The sequence below is a fragment of the Marinobacter sp. NP-4(2019) genome (genome assembly GCF_003994855.1).
Classification (GTDB): Bacteria; Pseudomonadota; Gammaproteobacteria; order Pseudomonadales; family Oleiphilaceae; genus Marinobacter.
Window position 1 is genome coordinate 2,875,467 of the sequence record NZ_CP034142.1, and the last position, 25,017, is coordinate 2,900,483.

The 25,017-nt window shown below is 58.5% G+C and carries 27 protein-coding genes; 5 read left to right on the forward strand and 22 right to left on the reverse strand.

Annotated features, from left to right (window positions below; all coding sequences use genetic code 11):
• Positions 1 to 30 precede the first annotated feature (30 nt).
• From EHN06_RS13070 to ccmA, 8 genes are read right to left on the reverse strand one after another with little or no spacing between them, the layout of a single operon-like run.
• Positions 31 to 504 carry a cytochrome c-type biogenesis protein gene (locus EHN06_RS13070; RefSeq protein WP_127332988.1) on the reverse strand — a complete coding sequence of 158 codons (474 nt, stop codon included), beginning with the start codon at positions 502 to 504 and terminating at the stop codon, positions 31 to 33.
• Complete coding sequence (locus tag EHN06_RS13075) at positions 501 to 1,040, reverse strand: DsbE family thiol:disulfide interchange protein (RefSeq protein WP_127332989.1); 540 nt, start codon at positions 1,038 to 1,040, stop codon at positions 501 to 503. The genes EHN06_RS13070 and EHN06_RS13075 overlap by 4 nt, the downstream gene beginning before the upstream one ends.
• Positions 1,037 to 3,031 carry a heme lyase CcmF/NrfE family subunit gene (locus EHN06_RS13080; protein ID WP_127332990.1) on the reverse strand — a complete coding sequence of 665 codons (1,995 nt, stop codon included), beginning with the start codon at positions 3,029 to 3,031 and terminating at the stop codon, positions 1,037 to 1,039. The genes EHN06_RS13075 and EHN06_RS13080 overlap by 4 nt, the downstream gene beginning before the upstream one ends.
• Before the next feature lie 35 nt (positions 3,032 to 3,066).
• Positions 3,067 to 3,540 (reverse strand): cytochrome c maturation protein CcmE, encoded by a 474-nt coding sequence (gene ccmE, locus EHN06_RS13085; protein ID WP_127332991.1) that lies wholly within the window; start codon positions 3,538 to 3,540, stop codon positions 3,067 to 3,069.
• Positions 3,541 to 3,554: 14 nt separating this feature from the next.
• Positions 3,555 to 3,794, reverse strand: coding sequence for a heme exporter protein CcmD (gene ccmD / locus EHN06_RS13090; protein ID WP_127332992.1), 240 nt, complete (start codon positions 3,792 to 3,794; stop codon positions 3,555 to 3,557).
• A 4-nt stretch (positions 3,795 to 3,798) separates the two neighbouring features.
• Positions 3,799 to 4,542: a heme ABC transporter permease CcmC gene (gene ccmC / locus EHN06_RS13095; RefSeq protein ID WP_127332993.1), complete on the reverse strand. Its 744-nt coding sequence runs from the start codon at positions 4,540 to 4,542 to the stop codon at positions 3,799 to 3,801.
• Between the two features lie 34 nt (positions 4,543 to 4,576).
• The gene (gene ccmB / locus EHN06_RS13100) at positions 4,577 to 5,302 is read right to left on the reverse strand and encodes a heme exporter protein CcmB (protein ID WP_127332994.1); all 726 of its coding nucleotides are present in this window, start codon (positions 5,300 to 5,302) and stop codon (positions 4,577 to 4,579) included.
• Positions 5,292 to 5,924: a cytochrome c biogenesis heme-transporting ATPase CcmA gene (gene ccmA, locus EHN06_RS13105; protein ID WP_127332995.1), complete on the reverse strand. Its 633-nt coding sequence runs from the start codon at positions 5,922 to 5,924 to the stop codon at positions 5,292 to 5,294. Before ccmA ends, ccmB begins: the two co-directional genes overlap by 11 nt.
• A gap of 182 nt (positions 5,925 to 6,106) precedes the next feature.
• Between ccmA and EHN06_RS13110 the strand changes: the two genes are divergently transcribed.
• Complete coding sequence (locus EHN06_RS13110) at positions 6,107 to 7,456, forward strand: flagellar hook-length control protein FliK (RefSeq protein WP_127332996.1); 1,350 nt, start codon at positions 6,107 to 6,109, stop codon at positions 7,454 to 7,456.
• The gene (locus EHN06_RS13115) at positions 7,453 to 7,755 is read left to right on the forward strand and encodes an EscU/YscU/HrcU family type III secretion system export apparatus switch protein (protein ID WP_127332997.1); all 303 of its coding nucleotides are present in this window, start codon (positions 7,453 to 7,455) and stop codon (positions 7,753 to 7,755) included. The genes EHN06_RS13110 and EHN06_RS13115 overlap by 4 nt, the downstream gene beginning before the upstream one ends.
• 18 nt (positions 7,756 to 7,773) lie before the next feature.
• Here the strand turns inward: EHN06_RS13115 and EHN06_RS13120 are convergent, their stop codons facing one another.
• The 14 genes from EHN06_RS13120 to flhA all read right to left on the reverse strand — a co-directional run bounded on the left by EHN06_RS13120 (position 7,774) and on the right by flhA (position 21,969).
• Positions 7,774 to 8,166 carry a DUF2802 domain-containing protein gene (locus EHN06_RS13120; protein ID WP_127332998.1) on the reverse strand — a complete coding sequence of 131 codons (393 nt, stop codon included), beginning with the start codon at positions 8,164 to 8,166 and terminating at the stop codon, positions 7,774 to 7,776.
• A 74-nt stretch (positions 8,167 to 8,240) separates the two neighbouring features.
• On the reverse strand, positions 8,241 to 8,729 hold the full coding sequence (locus EHN06_RS13125) for a chemotaxis protein CheW (RefSeq protein ID WP_127332999.1): 489 nt from the start codon (positions 8,727 to 8,729) through the stop codon (positions 8,241 to 8,243).
• 129 nt (positions 8,730 to 8,858) lie between these two features.
• Entirely contained in the window at positions 8,859 to 9,590 is a 732-nt protein-coding gene (locus tag EHN06_RS13130; RefSeq protein ID WP_127333000.1) for a chemotaxis protein CheW, read from the reverse strand.
• Positions 9,583 to 10,380 carry a ParA family protein gene (locus EHN06_RS13135; RefSeq protein WP_127333001.1) on the reverse strand — a complete coding sequence of 266 codons (798 nt, stop codon included), beginning with the start codon at positions 10,378 to 10,380 and terminating at the stop codon, positions 9,583 to 9,585. The genes EHN06_RS13130 and EHN06_RS13135 overlap by 8 nt, the downstream gene beginning before the upstream one ends.
• Before the next feature lie 170 nt (positions 10,381 to 10,550).
• Positions 10,551 to 11,333 carry a flagellar motor protein MotD gene (motD, locus tag EHN06_RS13140; protein ID WP_127333002.1) on the reverse strand — a complete coding sequence of 261 codons (783 nt, stop codon included), beginning with the start codon at positions 11,331 to 11,333 and terminating at the stop codon, positions 10,551 to 10,553.
• A gap of 15 nt (positions 11,334 to 11,348) precedes the next feature.
• Positions 11,349 to 12,089 (reverse strand): flagellar motor protein, encoded by a 741-nt coding sequence (locus tag EHN06_RS13145; protein WP_127333003.1) that lies wholly within the window; start codon positions 12,087 to 12,089, stop codon positions 11,349 to 11,351.
• Positions 12,089 to 13,252 (reverse strand): protein-glutamate methylesterase/protein-glutamine glutaminase, encoded by a 1,164-nt coding sequence (locus tag EHN06_RS13150; protein ID WP_127333004.1) that lies wholly within the window; start codon positions 13,250 to 13,252, stop codon positions 12,089 to 12,091. The genes EHN06_RS13145 and EHN06_RS13150 overlap by 1 nt, the downstream gene beginning before the upstream one ends.
• Positions 13,253 to 13,285: 33 nt before the next feature.
• Positions 13,286 to 15,370, reverse strand: a complete 2,085-nt coding sequence (locus EHN06_RS13155; RefSeq protein WP_127333005.1) for a chemotaxis protein CheA — start codon at positions 15,368 to 15,370, stop codon at positions 13,286 to 13,288.
• A 16-nt stretch (positions 15,371 to 15,386) separates the two neighbouring features.
• Positions 15,387 to 16,172, reverse strand: coding sequence for a protein phosphatase CheZ (locus EHN06_RS13160; protein WP_127333006.1), 786 nt, complete (start codon positions 16,170 to 16,172; stop codon positions 15,387 to 15,389).
• 21 nt (positions 16,173 to 16,193) lie between these two features.
• Complete coding sequence (gene cheY, locus EHN06_RS13165; protein WP_127333007.1) at positions 16,194 to 16,577, reverse strand: chemotaxis response regulator CheY; 384 nt, start codon at positions 16,575 to 16,577, stop codon at positions 16,194 to 16,196.
• Between the two features lie 174 nt (positions 16,578 to 16,751).
• Positions 16,752 to 17,495 (reverse strand): RNA polymerase sigma factor FliA, encoded by a 744-nt coding sequence (locus EHN06_RS13170; protein WP_127333008.1) that lies wholly within the window; start codon positions 17,493 to 17,495, stop codon positions 16,752 to 16,754.
• Between the two features lie 36 nt (positions 17,496 to 17,531).
• Positions 17,532 to 18,344, reverse strand: coding sequence for a MinD/ParA family protein (locus EHN06_RS13175; RefSeq protein ID WP_127333009.1), 813 nt, complete (start codon positions 18,342 to 18,344; stop codon positions 17,532 to 17,534).
• A gap of 105 nt (positions 18,345 to 18,449) precedes the next feature.
• On the reverse strand, positions 18,450 to 19,742 hold the full coding sequence (gene flhF / locus EHN06_RS13180; protein WP_127333010.1) for a flagellar biosynthesis protein FlhF: 1,293 nt from the start codon (positions 19,740 to 19,742) through the stop codon (positions 18,450 to 18,452).
• A 61-nt stretch (positions 19,743 to 19,803) separates the two neighbouring features.
• Positions 19,804 to 21,969 carry a flagellar biosynthesis protein FlhA gene (gene flhA / locus EHN06_RS13185; RefSeq protein ID WP_127333011.1) on the reverse strand — a complete coding sequence of 722 codons (2,166 nt, stop codon included), beginning with the start codon at positions 21,967 to 21,969 and terminating at the stop codon, positions 19,804 to 19,806.
• A gap of 213 nt (positions 21,970 to 22,182) precedes the next feature.
• Between flhA and upp the strand changes: the two genes are divergently transcribed.
• The 3 genes from upp to EHN06_RS13200 are packed head-to-tail and all read left to right on the forward strand — an operon-like array spanning position 22,183 to position 24,915.
• Positions 22,183 to 22,821 carry a uracil phosphoribosyltransferase gene (gene upp / locus EHN06_RS13190; RefSeq protein ID WP_012136130.1) on the forward strand — a complete coding sequence of 213 codons (639 nt, stop codon included), beginning with the start codon at positions 22,183 to 22,185 and terminating at the stop codon, positions 22,819 to 22,821.
• A gap of 2 nt (positions 22,822 to 22,823) precedes the next feature.
• Positions 22,824 to 24,080 (forward strand): uracil-xanthine permease family protein, encoded by a 1,257-nt coding sequence (locus EHN06_RS13195; protein WP_127333012.1) that lies wholly within the window; start codon positions 22,824 to 22,826, stop codon positions 24,078 to 24,080.
• The gene (locus tag EHN06_RS13200; RefSeq protein WP_127333013.1) at positions 24,061 to 24,915 is read left to right on the forward strand and encodes a class I SAM-dependent methyltransferase; all 855 of its coding nucleotides are present in this window, start codon (positions 24,061 to 24,063) and stop codon (positions 24,913 to 24,915) included. The genes EHN06_RS13195 and EHN06_RS13200 overlap by 20 nt, the downstream gene beginning before the upstream one ends.
• Positions 24,916 to 25,017 lie beyond the last annotated feature (102 nt).

The window sequence follows — 25,017 nt, forward strand, 5'->3', positions numbered from 1 at the left end:
TGGGGAGTTGGAGGATCAGTTCAGGCGAGTCTATTCCCGCTCTTTGTCGGCCAGCAGCCGGTCGACCCGGGCCTGCTCTTCAGGGGTCAGGACTGTCTTCTGGCCATTGCGGCAACGGGACCGGACAATAATACTGGCAACGGCCAGCAAACCTATACCCACTGCGATCGCCGGCGTTGCCCATAGCAGTAGGGTACGACGATCCACCTCGGGCTTGTAGCGGACAAACTCGCCAAAGCGGCCTACCAGGTCCCCGACAATTTCTTCATTGCTGGCGCCATCCTGCATCATCTGGTACACCCTGTCGCGCATATCCTTGGCAATGGGCGCGTTGGAGTCGGCAATGTTCTGGTTCTGGCACTTCGGGCAACGCAGTTCCGCAGTGAGATCCCGGTACCGCTGCTCTTCCTGCAGTGAATCAAAGCCCTCAACGTTGGCTTCATCAGCGCTCACCTGGAGCGGGAGCAGCGCGGCGAGCACTATCAGGGCAATCAGCGGCCTCATGACGCGTCCTCCCGATACTGATTGACCAGGGGTGCCAGATCCTCCTTCCAGACCTTCTCATTGACCACACCCACATGCCGGTAACGAACCACGCCGTCGGTATCAATGACATAGGTTTCCGGGGCCCCGTATACCCCCAGGTCGAATCCCAGGGTGCCTTTCGGGTCATAGATGGTCCGTTCGTAGGGATTGCCAAGACGCTCCAGCCATACCAGGGCATCCTCGCGATTGTCCTTATAGTTCAGGCCGATAATGCGGACACCCTGCTCCTGTGCCAGCCACATCAGGTCTTCGTGCTCATCCCGACAGGCCGGGCACCAGGTACCCCAGACATTCAACAGCGACACCTGCCCCCGGAATACCCCGGCATCCAGCTTCGTCCCGGGTCGCTCCAGGTCATCCAGAGTAAACGTCGGTACCGTTTTCCCGATGAGCGCCGACTCCAGGTGAGTCGGGTCCTTCCCGATCCCTGCAAACAACACGATACCGAGAACGACGACCAGAATTAACGGAACAAACAGAAAAACACGCCTCATGACATCGCCTCTGCTACATCGCCACGCCGGCCCGATTCTACACCCTGTCTGTCAGACGCCCGTTCCCGAATACGGTAGCGGCGATCGGCAATGGCGAGGAAGCCACCGGCTGCCATGAACAATGCCCCCAGCCACAACCAGCGTACCAGCGGTTTGTACTGTATGCGGATAGCCCAGGCGTCGTCGGTGATACGTTCGCCAATCGCAACAAATACATCCCGGAACAGCCCAGCATCTATGGCCGCCTCGGTCATCACGTTCCGCTGTACCTGATACTGGCGTTTTTCCGGATGCAAGGTGGCCACGTGGTCCCCATCAAGCGAGACGTCAAACGATCCATACTGGGCGGTAAAGTTCTGCCCACGACGCTCGCCAATATCCGTGAACCGAATCTGATAATCTCCCACCATCGCGGTGTCTCCCGGCGTCATTCGCACGTCCCGTTCGATACCGTAGTTCGAAACCACGGTGGCGCCGGCCATGGTGATCGCCAACCCGAGGTGTCCAAGCACCATGCCGTAATAACTGCGGGATTGACGCTTCAGACCCTGCAGCCGCCCCTTTTTGGACGACGACTTGTCCCATAGATCCCAGAGCGTGGCGACCGTCACCCAGATAGCGACAAAACAGCCGGCAAACGCCCAGGGTTTGAATCCGCCGTAGGTCACCATCACCGCCGCTGTCGCCACAACGCTGATAGTCAGTGGCCATAACAACTTGCGCCCGAGCCAGCCACCATCGGTTTTCTTCCAGCGTGAGAAGATCCCGGCACCCAGCAACAAACCGGCGGCCAGGGCCAGCGGGCTGAAGGTCAGATTAAAGAACGGCTCGCCGATGGACAGACGCCCCATATCGAGATAGTCCAGTACCAACGGGTACAGCGTGCCCACCATGACCAGCAACGTCGCGGCGACCAGCAACACATTGTTAAGCAGCAGGAAGATCTCACGGGACAGGGAGCCATAGCGGGCTCGCACATGCACCACCGGGGCACGGAATGCGTACAGAGCCAGGCTGGAAACAATGGTGATAGCCAATAATGCCAGCAGGAAGGTCCCCCGCTCCGGATCGGAAGCGAAGGCGTGGACTGATGTCAGAACGCCCGAGCGGACCAGGAAGGTACCCAGCAGGCTGAGAGAAAAGGTAACGATGGCCAGCAATACCGTCCAGCTCTTGAACACGCCCCGCTTTTCGGTGACCGCCAACGAATGCATCAGCGCGGTACCGGACAACCAGGGCAGCAGGGAGGCGTTTTCAACCGGGTCCCAGAACCACCAGCCGCCCCAGCCAAGTTCGTAATACGCCCACCAGCTCCCCAGGGCAATGCCCAACGACAGGAACGCCCAGGCCACGGTGGTCCACGGACGTGACCAGCGGGCCCATGCAGCATCCAGGCGACCGTTGATCAGCGCGGCGATAGCAAAGGCGAACGCCACTGAGAAACCCACATACCCCATGTACAGCATGGGCGGGTGGACAATCAGACCAAAATCCTGCAACAACGGGTTCAGGTCAGCCCCGTCCGCTGGCACGTTTGGCAGCATTCGCTCAAACGGATTCGAGGTCACGATAATGAAGAGCAGGAAACCGACACAGACGATACCCATAACCGACAATACCTGGGCGATCATTATCGACGGCAGCCGGCGGCTGAAGATGGCAACTGCCAGGGTCCACCCCGCCAGCATCAGGATCCACAAAAGCAACGAGCCCTCATGCCCACCCCACACAGCACTGAATTTGTAGTACCAGGGCAACATGCTGTTACTGTTATTGGCGACATAGGCCACGGAAAAGTCATCGGTCACAAAGGCATGGGTGAGAATCCCGAACGCAATGGCGATGAACACGAACAGTCCGGCGGACAATGGGCGGGCGTATGCCTGTAAGGTATCACGACCGGTAACCGAGCCCACCAGCGGGACTACGGAAAGGAGCACTGCAAGCAGCAGCGCCAGTATCAGTGCAAACTGTCCGAGTTCCGGGTACATCAGACCTCTCCAAACTTCAAAAATGTGTCATCGTGTCAGTAGGCTGGTTCAGCGCCACTGCTGTCACCGGCTTTATGTTTGCCGGCAGACGCCTTCTCAAGGGCTTCTGCCACCTCAGGCGGCATGTAATTCTCATCGTGCTTGGCCAGCACCTGGTCCGCCACGAACCGCCCACTCTCATTCAGCCGCCCCATGGCAACCACGCCCTGCCCTTCGGCAAACAGGTCCGGCAGGATCCCGGTGTATTCAACCAACACTGACGAGTTGAAGTCGGTCACCCGGAACTCCACCTTCAGGCTTTCCGGATCCCGCTGCACCGAACCTTCTTCCACCATGCCCCCGGCCCGTATTCTCACGTCCAGGGGGGCGTCACCCGCAGCAATCTGACTGGGGTCGTAAAACAGGTTGATGTTCTGGCGCAAGGCATAGGTTGTCAGCCCCACGGCAACGGCAATCCCTGCCAGCAAAAAGAGTACTATCGTCAGTCGTTTTTTTCGGGTCGGGTGCATCGTTTTTCTGCCATTCAGTCTTGAGAAACTTTCACACGGGTAAAGCTGGCGGCCTGCGCACTCTGGCCCGCGGCCATCCCGCTGACCGTTGCCCGGCTCAGTTCCCGTCGTTGCGCGGCAATTACCTGACGGCGCTGGCGAAATGACCAGACCATCAGCCCGCCCAGGAGCAGGACAAACACCCCGTAACAGGTCCAGACATAAGGGCCATGCCCTTCCATGGCAATAAATGCGGCCAGTGAATCAAATGCCATGTCGTCAGCTCCTTGTTGCCAGTACCAGCTCTTTTACCCAGCGGGTACGGCGTTCACGAATCAGGATTTCCGTCTGCATGCGCAGGCATGCAAACCAGCCAAAGATCAGGTAAAGACCCAACACTGACAACAGTAAGGGCACCCACATTTCCGCGGGCATCGAGGGCTTTTCCGTGAGCTTGAACGTCGCGGGCTGGTGCAGCGTATTCCACCATTCCACGGAGTATTTGATAATGGGTATATTCACCACCCCGACCAGCACCAGCACGGCGACCGCCCGTGCCGAAGACTTTTCGTCGGAAATCGCCGCGCCCAGGGCAATCACACCAAAGTACAGGAACAGCAGAATCAGCATGGATGTCAGGCGGGCATCCCAGATCCACCAGGTGCCCCAGGTGGGTTTACCCCACACCGCACCGGTGAACAGCGCCAGGAAGGTTAACACCGCCCCCACCGGCGCCACCGATTTGACGAACACATCCGCCAGCTTCATGCGCCACACCAGGGTCACCACTGCCGCTACCGCCATCATGATGTACACAGACTGGGCCAGGAACGCCGACGGCACATGGATGAAGATGATCCGGTAACTGTTGCCCTGAAGGTAATCCTGTGGAGCAAACGCCAGCCCCCAGACCAATCCGGCGCCCAGCAGAGCCACCCCGCTCCACAACAGCCAGGGCATCAGCCGGTTGGCAATGCCGAAGAACCATTTCGGCGACCCCAGCTTATGAAAGAATTGCCACATCAGGTTGCTACCTTTTACCTTTGCTTTTACGTTGTTAAGCGTTTGACAGGCTGATTCTCAGTGCTGCCGCTGACGCAAACGGCGCCAGTGTTACCGCCAGCACCAGGAATGCGCCCATTAACGCCACATAACCACTCACCGGGGCACCCTCCCCCGCAGCCGCTACCGTACCGGTGCCAAAGATAAGCACCGGAATGTACAGTGGAATAATCAACAGCGACAAGAGCACACCTGCCGATCTCAGCCCAAGAGTCAATGCCGCCCCAATGGCTCCGATCAAACTGAGCACAGGCGTTCCAATCAGCAGCGTTAGACACAAAACCGCTATAGAGTTCCCCTCCAGATGCACCATTACGCCCAAAAGCGGTGCCAGCAGAACCAGCGGCAGGCCGGTCAGCACCCAGTGCGCGGCAACTTTGGCCAGTACCAGCAGGAATAACGGCTGGGGCTGTAGCACCAATTGTTCAAGAGTGCCGTCATCGTAGTCATGGCGGAACAGGTGATCCAGAGACAACAACACGGATAACAACGCCGCTACCCACAGGATACCGCTACCGGCCTGTTGCAGAAATGACACTTCCGGGCTAACACCAAGGGGGAACAGAGTCACCACCATGATAAAGAACAGCAGGGGGTTGAGCAGGTCCTGCCGTTGCCGAAATGCTGCCTTAAGATCCCTCAGGAAAACGGCTTTCATGGCACCAACGCTGCCGACGGTTTCGGTGACAGGACGCCACCCGGCCCTGGTATCAGAGGTCATCGCCGGCTCCCAGGGTAATGCGCTGCATCGATGGTAACTGCAGATCATGGTGTGTCGTTACGACGATGGCGCCGCCATCCCGGGCCCGCTGAACCAACAGGGATTCCAGCGCTGCCACGCCATCAATGTCGATTGCCGTGAACACTTCATCAAGAATCCACAAGGGTTCATCGGCAATCAGTAGACGTGCCAACGCCACCCGGCGTTGCTGGCCCGCCGACAGACGGCGACAGGGAACGTCCTCAAAGCCGGCCAGTCCCGTGCCGGCCAGGGCCTGCCCCAGCAGATCGTTGCTCACTGCTTTCCTGCCCGCCATCAGGGCACGCAGATTCTCCATCGGAGTCAGCAGGGGTTTGATACCGGGTCGATGGCCGATGTACAGCATATTGCGCACGAACTCTTCGCGCTGGTGCGAGCGGGGCCGCCCTGCCCACAACAGGTCGCCGGACCAGGCGTCGTTCAGGCCGGCCAGGATTCTGAGCAATGTGGTCTTACCGGAACCGTTGGGCCCCTCGACACGGGTCAGAGTACCGGGCAGTATGGAAAAAGAGAGATCCCGGAACAGCATCCGGTCGTCGCGCTCACACTGCAGATTGACAGCCTGTAGTAACGGCTCAGACATCAGGGCCCCAGATCTGGAACAACGCGGGAGTATACCGGCGTTGTGGACATTCAACTCTGCCCCCATCAGGTCGATAGAATTAACGGGGGTTCAGACATTTCAGACAGGCAATAGTTACCAGCGCGGCGTATTATAACGAAACCGTGTCATGATTACTCTTGCCGAGAATCAAATCAGCGCCGATGAAATTACCAAACGGTAACCCGACACCACCGCCTTCCGGCGAACAAACCAGATTGCCCGCAAGCGGAGCCGCCCGGGACCCGCATGTGCCGGCTTCTGCGGCGGTTTCGGCCCGCCAGCAACTGGACCAGTTACAGCTCGCCAACCGGGAAACCGCCCTGGCCCGTGTCGCGGAAGTGCTAAACCGGCAACAGGGTGGCGGCCAGCAGTTATTACTGGACGTGCGGGGGCGCAGTCTGACCGTTCAGGCTGCCATAGGAGACACCGCCCTGGAGGCCGGGGACTGGGTCAAGGTTATGCGCGCCGGCAATGAGCTGCAATTGATGGGAAAACTGGCCCCGGCCCAGGAGGCCGGCATTGCCCGTGCACTCGCCCAGCGGCTGCCATGGCAGCAAAGTATCGAGGGTGGGCTGGCACGTATCCTTTCCGGCCTGACCCAGGGTGTCCGGCCGGAGCCGACCGGGACGACATTACCGTCCACACAGCAGCCCCTGCCGTTATCGCCTTCGGTGCGCCAGGCAATCGAGCAACTGGTCAACCGCCTGCCAGGCAGCACCAGCCTTGCTTCCCCCGGCGACGCGACAGAAGCGGGCCGGCAGATCCGCCAGTGGATTGCGGAAAGCGGCCTGTTTGCCGAAGCACGACTGGCTCAGAGCCGGGAACCCGCACTACCGGACCTGAAGCTGGCGCTCGGCCGGATAATTACCGCCCTGCTCACCCAGCAGGGCAGCAACCCGGAGCAGTTCAATCGTCTGACCCCGCTGGCCACGCCTGAACTGGTCCAGGCTCCCCTGCAATTTCCCAATACACTGACGCCCCCGGCACCACAAAGCTCGACGGAACCTCCCACCGTGGGTCAGATGCTGCGGCTGCTGGCCGGGATGCTGAACCGGATTACCGTCAACCAGCTTCACAGCCAGGTGTTGTCGACCCGCACCACGGCCGATACGCCAGTGCCGGTCTCCACCCTGCTCCTGGAATTGCCCTGGGTGACGCCCCAGAACGAACCGAGGATTGCCCAGTTACGCATCGAACAGGAGGGCCAGGAAGACGACTCTGCCGGCAAACAACGGCCCGCAGGAGTTGCCGAATGGCGTCTCTCTCTCGCAATGGATCTGGATGACGCCGGTCCCGTGCACTTCGACGTAGCCTTGCGACAGGAACAGGTGTCCGCCCGGGTCTGGGCGGAAAAGCAAAGCACCCTCAGACAAGTCCAGCAGGAACTGCCAACACTACGTCAGAGCCTGTCTGAATTGGGGCTGGAGGTTACAGACCTGGACTGCCGCAGGGGCAGCCCCCAGGGTGCAACCACACGACTGGAACATCGACTGGTGGATACCAAGGCATGAAACAGGGCGAGCAACCTTCATCTCCAGCTGCCGTGGCATTGAAGTACGACGGCAAAACAGCGCCTACCATTGCTGCAACTGGCACCCATGAGCTGGCCGAAGAAATCATCCGCATTGCCCGGGAGCATAACGTTCCACTCTACGAGAACCCGGAGCTGGCCAGCATACTGGCAAGATTGGAACTGAACGAGGAAATTCCGGAAACACTTTACCAGATTATCGCGGAAATCCTCGCCTTCGCCTTCAGTCTTCAGGGCAGGACCCCGGAAGATGCAGGCAAAGGCAAGGAGTCCCCTTAATCCTGGGAGAACTCTGCTTCAGGCAGCCTGCCGTTTTCTCAGCGCGGAAACCAGTTCGGCTTCAGGACGGGAAATGCCACAAGTGTTCATTAGATCGTCGATATCCGCACCGAGATCAACCAGTCTTGAGGCTTCATCGTAGGAAATTCGCAGAGGATCATTCTGACGCATCTCGTCCAGCGCGCTACGGAGCTCGTGGAGCTGGCGTTCGCAGGCCACCAGGCGCTGACCGACCCCCATACTGCCGCTGGCGGTGGCATGAAGTTCCCGCCCCAGGGTGTCACACCGCTCTTTCAGGCGGCCACGGAGCTGGCGAATCTCGCGACGCTGCAACATCGCCTGTACAGCCATCAGGCTAAAGGCGATCGTCGTCAGCAACCATGGGATCAGGGAAGAGTATTCTGCAAACATGATGAACGTCCTCAGCTCGGTAGAACCACCGGAGCGTCCATCATGCCAATGTTTTCCGGAGACGATCTCCGGGCTTACAGTGACGCGATTTCCGCCCACTCGTGGTCAGACAACATCTTGTCGAACTCGACCAATATGATCAGTTCGCCATCCTTATTGCACACGCCCTGGATAAACTTGGCACTTTCCTCGTTACCCACGTTCGGTGCGGTTTCAATTTCGCTGGCTTTCAGGTACACCACCTCGGCGACGGAATCCACCAGGATGCCCATCACCTGGTCAGCCGACTCCATCACCACGATCCGGGTCGCGTCGGTGACTTCCGAGTCCGCCAGACCGAAGCGGCGGCGGGTATCGATCACCGTAACCACGTTGCCCCGCAGGTTAATGATGCCGAGCACATAGTCCGGCGCGCCCGGAACCGGCGCAATTTCGGTGTATCTCAACACTTCCTGGATCTGCATGACGTTCAGACCGTAAGTCTCATCATCCAGCCGAAACGTCACGTACTGCAGTACCTGATCGTCCTGGGCCTGATTTTGCTGTCCGCTCGGGGATGCCATAGCGTTGTATCTCCTCTGTGGCTGCCCGGCGGGCAACCTGATCGTCAAAAAATCATCATCAGTGCCCAATACTATAGCTAAGGGCACAAACCGTGCCAGCACAGCACGGTTTCATTCAGTAACCGCTTATTAACTCAGATCCAGGTGATGCTCGCGCTCTGCCCGGATCAACAGATCCGCCATCGTGCGCACGTCAATCAGGGCACACATATGGTTAACCACCGTCCCGGCAAGCCAGGGACGCTTGCTGCGTGCCGTCCGCCAACGCACGTCATCCGGTTTCAAGGTGAACGACTGGGCAACGTCATCACAGGCCAGCCCCCAGTCGCTGTTGTCCAGTCGAATAACAAAGCGGTAGTTATCACGGGCATTGGCGGGCGCGCGCCCGGCCATGATCCATTCCGCCGTATCCACCACCCGTAGGTTGTGATCGCTATCGGCCCGGATCCCCATATACCAGCGTGGACTGCCAGGGATGTGCCTGACGCTCTCCTCAATCCGATGTATGGCGCCCAGCAAGATCAGTGGAACCGCCAGTTGCAGGCCAGCGACGGTGAAAATCAGGCACTCGAAGGGGTGCTCGGACCACTCCGGGCGGGAGGGGGGCGATTCGGGCCCGGGCTCAGGTTCGGGTTGGCTCTCCGCTACCTTCACCTCCGGCGCCGGTTTACTGACAGCTGGCTCGGGGTCAGGTTCGGGCACCCGCTCAACAACCGGTTCAGAGTCCTGTTTCGGACTTACTTCGGCAACAGCCATGTCTTCCTGCCGCGCAGTATCGGTCGCGGTATGCAGAAGATCGTCAAGGTAACTGGCAATCGCGCTGGCGGGGTCCGCCAGCCTTGTCAATTTATCGTCAGCCATGCTTGCGCTCCTGCCCCGCACCAGTACGAGCTATCATATCGTCCAGCAGATGGCTATAGGCCCGAACACCATGGGTACTGGAATCCAGGGAGGACGGCACCACCCCACCCTGGCTGGCGTCCCGGAACTTGGTATCCACGGGTATGGCAAACTGCCACAGCGTGTCCGGATAGGTTTTGCGCAACAGGTTCAGGCTCTTGACCGACGCCTGGGTGCGTCGGTCGAACATGGTCGGAACAATGGTGTAAGCCAGTTTGTTCTTCTGAGATTTGATGATCATTTGCAGGGTATGCAGCATTCGCTCAAGCCCTTTGATCGCCAGGAATTCGGTCTGCACCGGAATAATGAGGTGTTGGGCAGCCGCCAGTGCGTTTACCATAAGAACGCCCAGCGAGGGGGTGTTGTCCAGAATGACGTAATCAAAGTCATCCCAAAGCTGCGCCAGCGCCCGGGAAACGATCAGCCCCATACCTTCCACGCCAACCATGCGACGCTCCAGAGTCGCCAGGGCAGTGCTCGCCGGCAGCAATGATACGCCCTTACAACTGGTTTCCGTAATCAGCTGGGCCGCCAGGCCGTCCGGCACCTTGCCCTGGTGCTGGAACAGGTTAAACACACTCAGGGCAATGGTATCGGGATCATAACCGAACCAACTGGTCAGCGACCCATGAGGGTCGAGATCCACCACGAGAACCCGCTTGCCACGCTCGGCCAACAGCCCGGCCAGTGTCACCACGGATGTGGTTTTCCCGACACCGCCTTTTTGATTGGCTACTGCCCAGATTCGCACGCTATGTTCTCCACTTGTCTATCCCCAGAATTCCGGCACCACACCAGATATTATCGGCAGCAAACCGCTTAGCTTGAACGCCATCGGCAAGGATTTGCCGCCACAGGTATTACCGGGAGGGTTATTACAGAAACCATGCCAACAGACCAGCGTACCCGGACTTTCTCCGATCACCTCATCGCACCGCGAATACTCGCATCCCGGGAAATCAGGAGCACCACACGCCGGTTGCGGCGGCGACCTTCCTCGGTATCATTGCGGGCAACCGGCTGATACGCACCATACCCCACCGCGGCCAGGCGCTCGGGCTCGACACCTTCCATGGAGAGCATGCGAACCACCGCCGCCGCCCTGGCGGTAGACAGCTCCCAGTTGGACGGGTAGGCACTGGTGCGAATCGGACGGTTATCTGTGAAACCTTCCACCTTGACGGCGTTATCACGGTTACGCAGGACCCCGGCAATCTTTTCCACCACGGCAAAACCATCGTAGTGGGGTTCTGCGGAGCCACTGCTGAACAACAGGCTGTCGGGCAGATTGAGCTCCAGCCAGCGTTCGTTGGTTTCCAGGGTGACAACCCCCTGATTGATCAGTTCGTCGAATTCCAGCGCCAACTGGTCGGCCATGGTCCGCAGGGCCTCGGCTCTGCCTTCTTCACTGATTTCCGGGTTACGGGGCGCTTCGGTGACTGGCGGCACAATGACGTCTTCGGAATGCGCCGGAGCAGCCTGTGGGGCCTGGTCGCCAACCTCGATAGGCTGGAAGGAACGTTGCGGGGCATTGAAAACGCCGGTCAGGGTTTCCGACAGTACCTTGTACTTGCCTTCGTTGACGGACGACACCGAATACATCACCACAAAAAAAGCGAACAGTAGGGTGATGAAGTCGGCATAGGAAACCAGCCAACGCTCCTTGTTATGAAGATCGTCCTGAGGTGGCCTACGACGCCGCATACAACCGCCTGACTATCACTGCAGGAAACCCCGCAGCCGCAATTCGATGGATTTCGGGTTCTCCCCTTCAGCGACGGCAATAATGCCGTCGATCATCATATCTTCATAACGGGTGCGCTCACGGACGATGCCTCGCAGCTTGTTGGCAACCGGGAAGAACAGCAGGTTTGCCAGTGCCACACCGTAGATGGTGGCGACGAACGCGGTCGCAATACCGCTACCGAGAGACTGGGGGTCTTCCAGGTTGGTCATCACCTGAATCAGTCCCATCACTGCCCCAATGATACCGATGGTCGGCGAATAGCCACCCATGGCTTCATAGACCCGTGCCGACTCCAGGTCACGCTGTTCACGGGACTCCAGGTCAACTTCCATAATACTGCGGATCGTTTCGGTTTCGGCACCGTCAACCAGCAGTTGGAGGCCCTTGCGGGCAAATCTTTCCGGCTCCCTTTCCGCCAACCCCTCAAGCCCGAGAAGGCCCTGTTTACGTGCCTTGACGCTCCAGTCGATAACCTTGCCAATGCCATCTTCCAGGCTGACATAGGGCGGCACGAACACCCAACGAACCTGGATGAAGGCCCTTTTAAGCAGCGGCCAGGACGTCTGCAGGATCGTGGCGGCCAGGGTGCCGCCGATAACAATCAGGGCCGCCGGGCCGTTAAACAGGGAGCTGAGGGCACCGCCTTCCAGCAGATTCCCTCCCAGAATGGCGGCGAAGGCCAGGATGATACCCAGCAGGCTGAGAATATCCATCAGCTCACACCCTCGACCAACCTGGGGCCAATGTCATTGAGTGACAGCACCTCATCGGGCAGCCCTGCCCTGGCGACCGCCATCGGCATGCCATAAATCACCGATGACTTCTCATCCTGGGACCAGATGACAGAACCGCTCTGTTTCATCAGACGGCAACCTTCCTTGCCATCCGCCCCCATGCCGGTGAGAATAATGCCCAGGGTCTTGCCGGGAAAACTGCGGGCCAGGGAGCCAAAAGTCACGTCGACGCACGGTTTGTAATTGAGACGCTCGTCCCCCGGCAGAATTCGCACACGAGCCTGACCACTGCGGTTTTCAATCATCATCTGACACCCCCCCGGTGCCAACAGGGCCTGACCGGGTCGGAGCACGTCACCATCCTCGGCCTGTCGCACTTCAATGCGGCACAGCCTGTTCAGGCGTTCGGCAAATGCTGGCGTAAAACTGGCCGGCATGTGCTGAACCAGCACAATCGGTGCGGGGAAGCTGGCGGGTAATGTTGTGAGTACCTGTTGCAGCGCGACCGGACCACCGGTGGAGGTGCCGATAGCCACCACACTGTAATGTCTGGCCGGCGACCGACGGGATGGCTGTCTGGGAACCGCCGCATCAGCAGCGGGCTCCACCGGAGAACGGTGCGCCGACGCAGGAGGTCTGTCAGCACGATGCCGGACTTGCGGTGATGGTTGCTCCGGACGCGAAGCGGGCCTAGCTGTGGATGCCGGTTCCGCGCGTGTTGCCGAAAGGGGCTTCGCTCCGGGACGACTGCCAGCAACATCGAGTACACGGTCGACCAGAATTTTCTGGAGCTGGCTGGAGTCCCGGGCAATCTCCTCAAAGTTCTTGGGCAGGAAATCGACCGCACCGGCTTCCAGAGCATCAAGGGTCACCCGGGCCCCTTCATAGGTCAGTGACGAAAACATCAACACCGGCACCGGGTGGCGCTTCATGATTTCCCGTACCGCGGAAATGCCGTCCATCACCGGCATTTCGTAGTCCATGGTGATAACGTCGGGGCGCAGCTTCTCAGCCAGTTCCACCCCTTCCCGTCCGTTGGTGGCCACGCCAACCACCTTGATCTGACCGGATGCAGTCAGGATTTCCGTCAGGCGCTTGCGGAAGAAACCTGAATCATCAACAACCAGGACAGAAACTGTCATCCAATTCTCCTAAACCGAGGCTGTCCGTGCGCCTCAACCGTATTGTTGAAGCAGGCTGGGAACGTCAATAATCAGGGCAATACGTCCGTCTCCGGTAATTGTGGCTCCCGCCATACCCGGCGTCCCCTGGAGCGCTCGTCCCAGAGGTTTGATAACGACCTCTTCCTGACCGATGAGCTGGTCCACCACAAACCCGACCTGCCTTGTTCCCATCGCCACAATGACCACGTGGGCGTTGTCCGGTTCAGGCTCAGCGGCACCTTTTACCAGCCAGCGCTTGATGTGGAACAACGGGAAAACCTTGTCCCGCACAACGATGCATTCGCGACCGTCCACAATGTTGGTTTTGGAAAGATCCAGATGGAATATTTCCACAACATTGACCAGCGGAAGCGCAAACGACTGGTCTCCCAGCATGATCATCAAGGTCGGCATGATGGCCAGGGTCAGCGGCACCTTGATGACAATGCGTGAGCCCTTACCAAGCTCTGACTCCACATTGAGCTGACCGTTGAGCTGGCCGATCTTGGTCTTGACCACGTCCATGCCGACACCCCGGCCAGACACGTCCGAGATCTGATCCTTGGTGGAAAACCCGGCGGCAAAAATCAGGTTGTAGCACTCGTTTTCCGTCAGCCTGTCTGCCGCATCCTGATCGTAGATACCTTTTTCGACAGCCTTGCGCCGCAACACCTCGGGATCCATTCCGGCACCGTCATCCTCGATGGACAACAGAATATGGTCCCCTTCCTGCTCGGCGTTCAGGGTGACAGTTCCGATACGGGGCTTACCCGCCTTCTCACGGACATCCGGTGCCTCGATACCGTGATCCACGGAGTTACGAACCAGGTGAACCAGCGGGTCTGAGAGAGCTTCCACCAGATTCTTGTCCAGGTCGGTATCTTCACCGTGCATCACCAGATTGACTTCTTTCTTGAGGCTGCGGGCAAGATCCCTCACCACCCTGGGGAAACGGCCAAAGACTTTCTTGATCGGCTGCATCCGTGTCTGCATGACGGCCGATTGGAGGTCGGTGGTGACCACATCCAGGTTGGAAACCGCCTTGTGCATGTGCTCATCTTCGCTCTCGGCGCCAAGACGCTGCAGACGGTTACGCACCAACACCAGTTCGCCCACCATGTTCATGATGTCATCCAGGCGCTTGGTGTCCACCCGAACGGTGGTTTCGGCAGCAGGCCCCTGCTCCTTTGCCGCAGGCGCTGGCGCTTTTGCCTCGGTTTTCACGGGCTGGTCGGGCTTAACCTCGGGCCTGGACTCCTGCGATTGAGCCTTGGGTTCCGGTTCACTGGCCGCTGGCTTGTGGCCACTGTCAGCTGTCGGGCTGCCACCCTTGCCATGGAGGTCATCCAACAGCTTTTCAAATTCGTCATCGGTGATCAGATCGTCACTGCTCTTCTCTGCCTGGTCACCAACATCCTCAGCAGGCTCACTGGCTACCTCTTCCGCAGGTGCGCCGGCAAACTGCCCCTTGCCATGAAGTTGATCCAGCAGGGCTTCAAATTCGTCATCGGTGATTTCATCGCCGGAAGTGCTGTCCTCTCCCGGAACATTCGCGCCCGCTTCCTGGTTGGCCACGGGAGCGGATGGCTCACTGCCGTCAGCCAGCGCATCCAGAAGTTGTTCGAACTCGTCGTCGGTGATATCACCCTGATCTTCACCTAGCCCAGGATCGGCCTGCTCGTCCTGCTGAGCAACCGGGGCACCGCCTTCCGGTTCAGCCAGAGCATCCAGAGCCTTGATCAGTTGATCCGGAGCCGGCGTCAATTCTTCGTGATTCCGCACCTGCTCGAACATCGCGTTGACGTTATCAAGCGCTTCCAGCACCACGTCCATCAACTCCGAATCCACCTTTCGCTTGTGATTGCGAAGCGTGTCGAAGACGTTTTCGGCGGAGTGACAACAATTAACCAGCGCCTCGAGCTGAAGGAAACCCGCGCCACCTTTTACCGTATGGAAACCGCGGAATATGGCGTTGAGAAGATCGCTGTCATCCGGATTCTGCTCAAGATCCACCAACTGCTCGGAGAGCTTTTCGAGTATCTCCCCTGCTTCAACCAGAAAGTCCTGCAGGATCTCTTCATCGGCATCAAACGCCATGGGTTACCCTCTTCATTCAGAAACCGAGACTGGACAGAAGATCATCAACATCGTCCTGACCCGACACTACATCTTCGCGCTTATCGGCATTCATCTGGGGACCGACACCCTGTTCGGCGGACACTTCAGCCGATTCAATTTCATGAACGGTGCCTGTCAGTTGATCGACATGGCTGGCCATGACCACCAGACTCAACAGGTGTTCTTCCACTTCCTTCACCAGATTAGTGACCTTCTGGATCACCTGACCGGTCAGATCCTGGAAGTCCTGTGCCAACAGGATTTCCGACAGGTTGTTGTAAATGGTGTCGGCGTCGTCGGTCAGCGTGACGAAGAAACGATCTATCCGGCCGTAGAGATCGCGAAATTCCGCAGGCTGCATTTCCCGGCGACGAAGGCGTTGCCATTGCTCCCTCAGGACCGCGGCCTCATCACGGATGACGTGTGCCCTGGGCATGGTTTCCTCGACCAGGTCCATGGTGCGATTGGCCGCCTGGCCGGTCATTTTCACCACGTATTCCAGCCGGTCGGAAGCGTCGGTCATTTTTGACAGGGCTTCCTGTTGTTCCGCGTTGCGGGGATCAATCTGGAAGTTCCGGATCGCCTCGTGGAGACTGCGAGTAAGCCGCCCGACTTCCCGGTACAGGCTCTGATCCCGGACCTCGCTGAGATCATTGATCAGGGTCATCGCTCGGGCATAATTACCGGAATTGACGTGCTCAACCAACTCGTTAGCCTGTGTGCGGAGCTTTTCGGTCACCTCCGGATCAAGGCCGTGCGGATTCTTTTTGCTATCGCTCATGAGAGCCCATCCGACCTTTGGTTACTGGATTCGCTCGAAGATTTTTTCAATCTTCTCCTTGAGGACCGCTGCGGTAAACGGCTTCACCACATAGCCATTCACCCCCGCCTGTGCGGCAGCAACAATCTGATCCCGCTTTGCTTCCGCCGTCACCATGAGAACTGGAAGGGTTTTCAGCTCCTCATCGGCGCGCACTGCCTTCAGCAGATCAAACCCGGACATACCCGGCATGTTCCAGTCGGTCACCAGGAAGTCATACTTGCCACTTTTCAGCATGGGCAGCGCAGTGTTGCCGTCATCGGCTTCGTCGGTATTGGTGAATCCCAGATCACGCAGAAGGTTCTTGATGATCCGTCGCATTGTGGAAAAATCGTCCACAATGAGGATTTTCATGTTCTTGTCCAATGGGACCTCCAGTTTGTAACACCCGGAATACGTTTTATCTTTCTGCCAATAACCTGGCAGGCCGGAGATTTCACCGCTTATTGTGTGGGGATTGCCCCAGTTGTAAAGCGTCGGTTACCAAAAGCTACAGATGGCCAACCTCAGTACACGTTGAGCTGGCGGGTTTCCGGCCTGTTAACCGGCCGCCTCTTTTTGCCAGCCAGTCAGACGGCCCCGAAGTCTCAGTGCTGCCTGACTGTGTATCTGACTGACACGACTTTCGCTCACCCCGAGAACAGCGCCAATTTCCTTGAGGTTAAGCTCCTCCTGGTAGTACAGGCTGAGCACCAGTTTCTCCCGCTCGGGCAATTCTTCAATCGCTTGCACCAGACTTCGCTTGAACGCTGCGGAAGTGATGTCATCCAGGGGATTATCACTGGCCTCTGCTTCTTCTAACGGCAGCTCCCCGGATTCATTGAGCTCATCAAGGCTAAAAAGTCTGCCACTGTTGGCATCACTCAGGCTGGCATGGTACTCGGAAAGCTCCATTCCCAGCTCGTCAGCGACTTCCTGATCCTGAGCTTCACGACCGACACGGTCTTCAACAGCCTTGATGGCCTGGGAAATACGACGGGCATTGCGATGAACAGAACGGGGCACCCAGTCACCCTTGCGGATTTCATCCACCATGGCGCCCCGGATGCGGATACCGGCATAGGTTTCGAAGGTTGCGCCCTTGGTGGAACTGTACCTCTGAGCAGCCTCGAGCAGCCCGATCATTCCGGCCTGCATAAGGTCCTCCAGTTGAACCGATGCCGGCAAGCGGGCCATCAGGTGCAGTGCGATTTTCTTGACCAGCGGGGCATGCTCTTCAACGAGCCGGGAAGCGCCCTTGACGCCGGTTTTCTGATAGATTCCCAGGTGTTTCGCCAATGTCATGCGTCCGGTTTTGTTTTTTTGGTGACAGAATCAAATTCAGACTTCGACGAGCCGCTCCACAAAAAACTCCAGGTGTCCGCGGGGTGATGTAGGTAGCGGCCAGTTGTCGACTTTATCGGCCAACGCCCTGATCGCCAGTGACGCTTTTGCCCTGGGATAAACTTCCAGAACCGCCTTCTGCCGCTGCACCGCTTTCTTGACAGCTTCATCGTAGGGCACGATCCCCACGTATTGTAGTGCCACATCAAGAAACCGCTCAGTGACCCGGGTCAGTTTTTCAAACAGATGCTTGCCTTCCTGCTCATTTCGTACCTGATTGGCCAGAATACGGAAACGGTTCGTGCCATAATCGCGATTCATCAGCTTGATCAGGGCGTAAGCGTCGGTGATGGATGTGGGCTCATCACAAACCACCAGCAACAGTTCCTGTGACGCCCTCAGGAAACTGACCACCGATTCGGAAATGCCCGCCGCAGTATCCACGATGAGCACATCAATCTGGTCTCCGAGTTCGCTAAACGCGTTGATCAGGCCGGCATGCTCCATGGCACTGAGCTGAGTCATACGCTGGGTGCCTGAAGAGGCCGGAACGATTTTGATGCCACCCGGACCGTCGACCAGAATGTCCCTAAGGTCACAATTGCCAGCCAGCACATCTGACAGGTTGCGGTTGGCGGTAATACCCAACAGTACGTCAATATTGGCCAGGCCCAGGTCGGCATCCAGCAACACTACACGACGCCCTTTCTGCGCCAGAGCGATCCCCAGATTGACCGAAACGTTGCTCTTGCCAACGCCGCCCTTTCCGCCAGAAACTGCAATCACCTGTACCGGATGTGGTTTACTCATACTTGGTTTTGTCTCTCGCCACGTTTAACCGAAGGCTCAGTTGTCATTCAACGGCGCCTGTTGCACGCCGGATACTCCGTCATCCGGTATGGCCGGGGATGGTATTCAGGCCCCCTCCGCCACCGCCCGTTGTTGCTGGAGTGTTTTCAGCCGCTCCACGGCCAGCCGAACCAGGGGTACGGCTTCGGCATGATGCAAATCTTCGGGGATCTTCTGACCATCCGTGTAATAAGCCACGGGCAGACCAGACTCCATGACAAACCCCAAAGACTCGCCCAGGGTAAGGGCCTCATCTATTTTAGTCATCACACAGCCCGCAAGATTAGCCATCTTATAGCAATGCCAGACGGATTTCATGATGCGCGGCTGGCTAGTCGCCGAAACCACCAGGTGGGTCCGGATCCTGTGGTGACTGCGGGCCAGTTCTGACAATTGCTGCTCGTAGCCCTTGTCGGAGCTGGTGAGACCGGCGGTATCAATCAGCACCAGGTGACGGTCGGACAATTCATCCAGGATATCGTCCAGGGAGTGACTTTCATCCACCACCCTGACCGGTACATTGAGGATGCGACCAAACACGAACAACTGCTCATGGGCAGCCACCCGATAACGGTCAGTGGTCACCAGCGCCAGGGAATCGGCACCGTGGCGGAGGACATGGCGCGCCGCCAGTTTGCCGATGGTGGTGGTCTTGCCGGACCCGGTGGGCCCGACCAGAGCATAGACACCCCCCTGATCCAGCCATTCGGTACGGGAGGTTTTTACACCGGTGGCCAGCATTTTCAGCGACTGTTTCCAGCCCTCCTCCAGGCGCCCGCCATTGTGCCGGCGGGACAGGGAATTGGCCAGATCGAACCCCAGGCCGAATTCCTGCAAGCGCTCGGAAAGCCGCTGCTGGACAGCATTGGCTGCCGGTTTTTTGGGCTCCTGTCCGCGGGCTCCCATCAGATCCCGCAGCGAACTGATCTCCGCACGCATCTGCGCCAGCTCATCAGAATAGCCAGCCGACGCCGGCGCATAATCCGAATCCGCCGTAGCGGGCTCCAGATCCAGAGCGGAATCTTCAATGAAGGCCGTGTTGTTGGCATAACCGGCCCCGATACTGGCCCGCTTTTCACGGACTTCACGGATACGGTCCCGGGAACGCCCAAGCTCCTCCTCCAGGTGGCGATGTTGTTCCGCCTGCATTTCCGCCAGGCGGGAACCATTGGTCGCCTCCCGGGCCTTGTCGCCCAATCGCTGACGCGCCATATTTTCGTCATAATCCAGGGCTGTCACAATTTCCACGCCACCGTCCACCCGGCGATTGGAGAGAATCACGGCATCCGGGCCCATCTGTTCCCGCACCTGCTTCAATGCCTCTGCCATGCTCTGAGCAAAAAAACGCTTTACTTTCATGATGCCTCATCCTCCACCGGCAACGCTGTGCCTGCGCTGTCCGCTTTGTCATCCGCCGCCGTTACTGGCCTACGGACGCCACAATGGTAATCTGCTTGTTATCCGGAATTTCCTGGTAAGACAGGACGTGCAATCGCTCAACCCCATAGCTGGCAAACTTCGCCAGTACCGGTCGCAACGGGCCTGACACCAGAAGAATCGCTGGCTTGCCAAGCATTTCCTGGCGCTGGACGCTCTCCTGCAGGGATCGCTGCAGCTTTTCGACCATATTCGGCTCCAGTACAAGGCCTATGTCTTCCTGACCGCCGGATTGTTGACTCTGTTGAACAGACTTCAGCAATAACTGTTCCAGGTCTGGATCCAGGGTAATGACCGGGATTTCCTGCTCATTGCCACAGATACTCTGAACGATCATCCGACGTAGCGCCTGACGGGCCACCGTGGTCAGCAGTTTCGGGTCCTGACTCTTGGGATGAACGTTGACAATGGACTCGGCAATCGAACGCATATCACGAATCGGCACCTCTTCCTTGAGCAGATTCTGCAGCACTTTCAGCAACAGGCTGATGGAAATGGTGGTCGGCACCAGCTCTTCAGCCAGCTTGGGAGACACCTTCTCCAACTGGTCCAGCCATTTCTGGGTTTCTTCGTGGCCGAGCAGTTCGTGGGCGTGTTTCTGCAACACCTGATTGAGATGGGTAGCCACCACCGTACTGGCATCCACCACGGTATAACCGAGAGTCTGTGCCTGATCCTTCTTTTCAGGCTCGATCCAGCTGGCGTCCAGGCCAAAGGCCGGATCCTTGCCGGCAATCCCGTCGATCTTGCCGAACACCTGGCCCGGGTCAATCGCCAGTTCACGGTCGGGATGAATTTCAGCCTCGGCAAGCGTCACTCCCATCAGGGCGATGCGGTAGACGTTGGGCATCAGATCCAGATTGTCACGGATGTGTACCGACGGCATCAGGAATCCGAGATCCTGTGACAACTTCTTTCGCACCCCCTTGATACGGCTCAGTAACTGGCCGCCCTGGGACTTGTCCACCAGGGGAATCAGGCGGTAGCCCACTTCCAGCCCCACAATGTCGACTGTGGCCACATCATCCCAGCCCAACTCCCGGCTTTCGCCCGGCGCCGGCAGGGCCTGCCCGTGATCGCCACTATCTCCACCGGGGGGCAGATCTCGCCCCGCGGGCTGCATACCACCGCGAGTCGGGAACACGCCTTCTTCTTCAACTGTCTGACGCTCTCTCTTCCAGATCAGATAGGCAGTAACCGCAGCGATGATTCCCAGACCCAGAAATGCCACATGCGGCATTCCGGGAATAAGACCGAGAAGGATCAGGATACCGGCGGCAATGGACAGCGCCTTGGGGGCACTGAACATCTGATGCAGGATCTGCCCACCCATGTCCTGGCTGGACGTGACCCGTGTCACCATGATTGCAGCCGACGTCGACAGCAGCAGCGAAGGAATCTGCGCCACCAGACCATCACCAATGGTCAGCAAAGCATAGTTCTGTGTGGCCGTTCCAAAATCCAGACCATGTTGAAGCATACCGATGGCAATACCGCCGATCAGGTTGATGGCGAGGATAAGGAGGCCCGCAACCGCATCGCCCTTGACGAACTTGCTGGCACCGTCCATAGAGCCGTAGAAGTCCGCCTCCTGGGCGATCTCGGAACGTCGATGCTTGGCCTCGTCCTGATTGATCAGCCCGGCGTTCAGGTCGGCGTCGATGGCCATTTGCTTGCCGGGCATGGCATCCAGAGTAAAGCGCGCACTGACCTCGGACACCCGGCCGGCACCCTTGGTCACGACCAGGAAGTTGATGATCATCAGGATGGCGAACACCACCAGGCCTACGGCGTAGTTGCCGCCGATCAACACCGCACCGAAAGACTCAATCACCTTGCCGGCGGCGTCCCCCCCCTCATGGCCGTTAAGCAACACAATCCGCGTGGAGGCAACATTCAGCGCCAGGCGCAACAGGGTTGCCACCAGCAGCACGGTCGGGAAAGACGCAAACTCCATCGGTCGCAAGGCGTAGACACACACCAGCAGTATGACAATCGACAAGGTGATGTTGAACGTGAAGAAAACGTCCAGCATGAATGCCGGCATCGGCAGTATCATCATGCCCAGCAAGCCCATCAGCATAATGGGGATGCCAAGGTTACCCCGCGTCAGGGATTTGACGTTGTTCAGGACTAAAGCTCTGTCCATGCCTGGAAAATCTCCGCGTGGCCGTGCCTGCAGGCGTTCAATGGGTCGAAAATATGACGCTGATACGTCGTTTTCCGGGGTATCCGCAAGATCCGTACCACCCCTTACGGGATTTCACTTCCCGGTGCCTGACGCGCCCCTCCAGATACGGTATCCTTGCGCCAATCCGACACAGCCGACGCTGGCAAACGACACAGAGAGAAAGGTGACCCCATGCCAATCCACGAGGTTAAGCACCCCCTGATCCGCCACAAACTCGGCCTGATGCGCCGCGCGGACATCAGCACCAAGAATTTTCGTGAACTGGCACAGGAAGTTGGCGCACTGCTGACTTACGAAGCCACCCAGGACTTCTCGCTGCAGGAGAAAACCATTGAGGGCTGGGCCGGCCCGGTCAAGATCGAACAGATCCAGGGTAAGAAGGTCACCATCGTGCCGATCCTTCGTGCCGGCATGGGCATGCTGGACGGCGTCCTCAGCCTGATTCCCGGCGCCCGAGTCAGCGTGGTCGGCCAGATCCGCGACGAGGAAACCCTGGAGGCCAGCACCTACCTGGAAAAACTGGTGGGCGAATTGGACCAGCGCATGGCGATGATCATTGATCCGATGCTCGCCACCGGGGGCTCACTGATCTCCACCATTGATCTGCTGAAAAAGGCCGGTAGCACGGAAATTCGTGCGCTGATTCTGGTGGCCGCGCCGGAGGGCGTGCAGAAGGTTCTGGAAAAACACCCGGACGTGTCCATCTATACGGCCTCAATTGACGAGCGCCTGAATGAAAAAGGCTATATCCTTCCCGGACTTGGTGATGCCGGCGACAAAATTTTCGGCACCAAGCAGAAGGACGTCTGAACATGCAGGATCACACCAACGACCCGATCTGGAAACAGGCCATCGCGGGCTCGCAAATGCTGCTGGTGGCCTTTGGCGCATTGGTGCTCATGCCGCTGATTACCGGCCTCGATCCTAACGTTGCCCTGTTTACCGCTGGCCTAGGCACACTGATCTTCCACATAGTCACCGGCGGCCAGATTCCCATCTTCCTGGCCTCGTCCTTTGCCTTTATTGCCCCGGTCATCGCCGCCAAGGGCCGTTTCGGCCTGGAAGAAACCCTGGGTGGCCTGATGGCCGCCGGTATTCTCTACATCGTTCTCAGTGGCGCCGTCAGGCTCCGTGGCACCGGATTCATTACCCGCCTGCTGCCGCCGGTGGTGATCGGCCCGGTGATCATGGTGATCGGTCTTGGCTTGGCCCCCGTCGCCGTGCACATGGCCTCAGGCCGTAGCGGCGACGGTGCGGCTGAACTGGTACCCTATGACACCGCCATCTGGATAGCCATGATTTCCCTGGTGGTGACCGTCATCATGTCTGTCTGGGCAAAAGGCATTTTCCGGTTGATTCCCATCATGTTTGGGGTGATCGTCGGCTATACCCTCTCTGCGCTTGCCGGCATCGTGGACCTGACACCGGTTCGCGAAGCGCCCTGGTTCGCAGTTCCGAATTTTGTCACACCCGCATTCAGCTGGAGTGCCGTCCTGTTCATGATTCCGGTGGCCATCGCGCCGGCTATAGAGCACATCGGCGACATACTTGCCATCGGCAACGTGACTCGCAAGAACTACCTGGAAAAGCCCGGCCTGCACCGCACATTGCTGGGTGATGGCCTGGCCACCAGCGCCGCCTCAATGCTGGGCGGGCCACCCAACACCACCTACTCGGAAGTCACCGGCGCCGTCGTCCTGACTCGTAACTTCAACCCGAAAGTGATGTGGTGGGCCGCCATCATCGCCATCGTGCTGGCCTTTGTCGGCAAATTTGGCGCCGCTCTGCAGACCATTCCGGTACCGGTGATGGGCGGCATTTTGTGCCTGCTGTTCGGCTCCATTGCGGTGGTCGGCCTGAACACCCTGATCCGCCACCAGGTCGACCTGTCCCAGTCGCGCAATCTGGTGATCGTTGCCATCACCCTGGTGTTTGGCATCGGCGGCATGGCAATCGGCCAGTTCGAGGGCATCGCCCTGAGCGCCGTGGTCGCCATTTTCCTGAACCTCCTACTGCCGGGCACACGGGAAGCCTGGGGAAAGGCCATCTATGAGCAAAAAGCCGACTGACAGTTCCGGCATCAGCTTTACCGCCCTCTACACCGGTGCCGTCTGGCACCGGAACGGGTTGTCCGATGACGTCCTGACCACGGACCAGGGCCGCTGGCTCTATCACCTGATGAGCCCCTTCGAAACCGCCAGCAAGGCCGCCATCGGCGGCAACATCCGCACCTTCCTGTTGCAACGCCACCTGATCATCGACCACCTGATCGACCAGGCGATCCAGGAAGACGGTGTCGACCAGGTACTGGAAATCGCCTGCGGCATGTCACCCAGAGGCATCCGACTGCGGGAGAAACACCCCCACCTGAAGATGGTCGAAGCCGACCTCCCCGACATGGCCACCCGCAAAGCGGCAAGGCTCCTGGCCGCAGGCCGCCTCGGCGAGCACCATCAGGTCACCCCCATCGACATCCTGGCCGAGTCCGGTGAACACACCCTGGAATCCGTAATCACCCGAGCCTTCGACAACACCAAACCCATCGTGGTGGTCACCGAGGGCCTGACCAGCTACTTCTCCCTGGAGGTCATCAGCGAATTCTGGCAGCGCCTGGCCAAAATCCTGGCCAACCGCCCCGGTTCGGTGTACCTCTCGGAAAGCTACCTGATGCCAAGGCAGCCTCTGTTACGGTCCTCCCTCAAAACCCTCGGCGGCCTCCTGGGCACCATGACCCGCAGCCAGGTCAGCTTCCACTTCGACGATGACCAACAGGCCGGTAACCACTTCCAGGCCTGTGGTTTTCCATCCGTTCGTGTTTACAATCCCTCTGAGTTTTACGGCTTTCTGCCAATTCCTGAAAGCCGCCATGATCCTATGGTTCGGGTTATTAGTGCTCGGGTCTGAGATTGGGCTTTTTGGTCTTGTAGCCTGTTAGCTGCGGTGAAAGGCGTTTGTTGGTGGCTCTGCCAAAAAACCGCTACAAGCACGTCCGTGTGCGCTTCTCTC